Source organism: Allobosea sp. TAB14 (assembly GCF_052113865.1).
GTDB classification, from domain to species: domain Bacteria; phylum Pseudomonadota; class Alphaproteobacteria; order Rhizobiales; family Beijerinckiaceae; genus Allobosea; species Allobosea spartocytisi.
Genome location: NZ_JBFRDQ010000334.1, coordinates 1 through 2,008, shown reverse-complemented (window position 1 = coordinate 2,008; position 2,008 = coordinate 1). Strand labels below are relative to the sequence as shown.

Annotated in this window: 2 protein-coding genes and 1 pseudogene; all 3 read left to right on the top strand. The window is 64.8% G+C overall.

The window, feature by feature from the left end; translation table 11 throughout:
• Positions 1-776 (top strand): ABC transporter substrate-binding protein (locus AB4Y99_RS27330; protein WP_441525553.1); only part of this gene is annotated, 776 nt, incomplete at its 5' end.
• Between the two features lie 8 nt (positions 777-784).
• Positions 785-1,633, top strand: a complete 849-nt coding sequence (locus tag AB4Y99_RS27325) for an ABC transporter ATP-binding protein (protein WP_441525552.1) — start codon at positions 785-787, stop codon at positions 1,631-1,633.
• A 4-nt stretch (positions 1,634-1,637) separates the two neighbouring features.
• Positions 1,638-2,008: pseudogene (locus AB4Y99_RS27320) on the top strand (ABC transporter permease); the annotation flags it as partial.

Below are 2,008 nucleotides of genomic sequence, written 5' to 3'. Positions count from 1 at the left end.
ACCCGCTGCAGCTCTCGACGCGGGGCAAACCCTGCAAGATCATCATGGCGACGCAGATGATCTCATCGATCGCCAATGTCGTCGTCCGCAAGGACCTGTTCGGTGCGGGCATCGACAGCGTCGAGAAGCTCGCGGCCTACAAGCGGCCGAATGGTGGCAAGCCGGTCATCGCCGCGACAGCGATCGGCTCCGGTACCTGGATGTATGGGACCTACAATTTCGAGTCGAAGGGATTGGGCGACAAGGTGACCTGGGTTGCCGGTGGCGGGCTGAACACCATGTTGCCGGGGCTGGAGACCAAGCAGTTCGATGCGATCATTGCCCCTCCCGGCTGGGTGGTCGAGTCGCAGGCGAAAGGCTTCGGCAAGGCGATCTTCGACACCTCAAAGCCTGGCGTCTTCGTCTCCGCCTATGGCGGCACCGTGCCCGTCCTCGTCCTCTATGCGCTGACGGAAACCTGCGAGCAGGAGAAGGCCACGGTCCAAGCCTTCGTCAACGCGATGTATCAGGGGATGAAATGGGTCAAGGCGACCCCGATCGAGGAGGTCTACGCGCTGGTGGGCGAGAAGCTCTACAGCGGCCAGGATCCCAATGCGGTCAAAGCGGAGCTCGGCTTCGACAAGCAGACCTGGGAGTATGACGGGCGCATCGACAAAGCCTCCTTCGAGCGCGGCGGCAAGGTCTGGTATCGCCAGGGCACCGACATCCCGCCGGCAAAGTTCGAGGACATAGTCGACATGACGTTCCTCGAAGCCGCACGCGCCAAGTTCGGGTGAGCCCGGTCATGGCGCTGGCTCAACGCACCCGGCTCGACACCCCGCTCGCGCAGGCAGAGCCGGCGCAAGAACGCATCCGCATCACCGTCCGCAATCTCGACAAGCGCTATGGCTCCGGCGAAGCCGGGGTCAAGGCGGTGGACGATGTCTCCTTCGAGGTGAAACAGGGCGAGTTCGTCRCCCTGCTCGGCCCGTCCGGCTGCGGCAAGAGCACGATCCTCAACATGGTCGCGGGCCTGATCCCGCGCAGCAGCGGGCATATCGCCATCGATGCGGACGAAGTCCGGCACGGCGACGTCAACCGCAAGGTCGGCTACGTCTTCCAGCGCGACACCGTGTTCCCGTGGCGGACGGTCGAAGCCAATATCGGCTACGGGCTCGAAATCGCCGGCGTGGACAAGGCCGAGCGCAAGGCCAAGGTCGCGCGAGCGATCGAGACTGCGGGGCTCGGCGGCTTCGGCGCGAAGTTCCCGCGCATGCTGTCGGGCGGCATGCGCCAGCGCGTCGCGCTGATGCGCACGCTGATCATGGAGCCCGAGATCCTGCTGATGGACGAGCCGTTCGGGGCGCTCGACACGCACACCAAGCTCGAAATGCACAAGACGCTGCTCGATATCTGGGAGCGCGAGCGCCAGACCGTGCTGTTCGTGACCCATGACCTCGGCGAGGCGCTGACCCTGGCGAGCCGGATCATCCTGCTCTCGGCCCGGCCCGRCCGGCTCAAGGAGGATTTCGAGGTGCCGTTCGCCCGGCCGCGCGACGCCGTCTCGCTGCGCGAGAGCGCCGAGTTCGGCAGGCTCTACTCCCATATCTGGCATTCGCTCGGCGAAGAGTTCCGGCGAACCAAGGCGGAGTGAACCGATGAAGCAATCCTCCGCAAAGGTCGTCGCCTGGCAGGTCGCGATCCTGGTCGTCGTCCTCTCGATCTGGGAATGGGGCTGGAGCCTGCGCGCCATCGCTGCGCTGAAACCGCTCGTGCCGGGCATCCTCGACCCTTATTTCATCTCGAAGCCGTCGATGATCTGGACGAGCTTCCTGAAGCTGAGCTGCCTCGGCGATGCCGCCGGCTTCGGCGCCTGCCTCGCCCGCAACGACAATAATCTCTGGCTGGCGCTGCTGGTCACGCTCAAGAACATGTGGTGGGGCTTCGTCTTCGGCACCGTCTCCGGCGTGGCCTGCGGGCTGATCCTCGGGCGCTCCGATTATCTCTCACGCATCTTCCAGCCCTATGT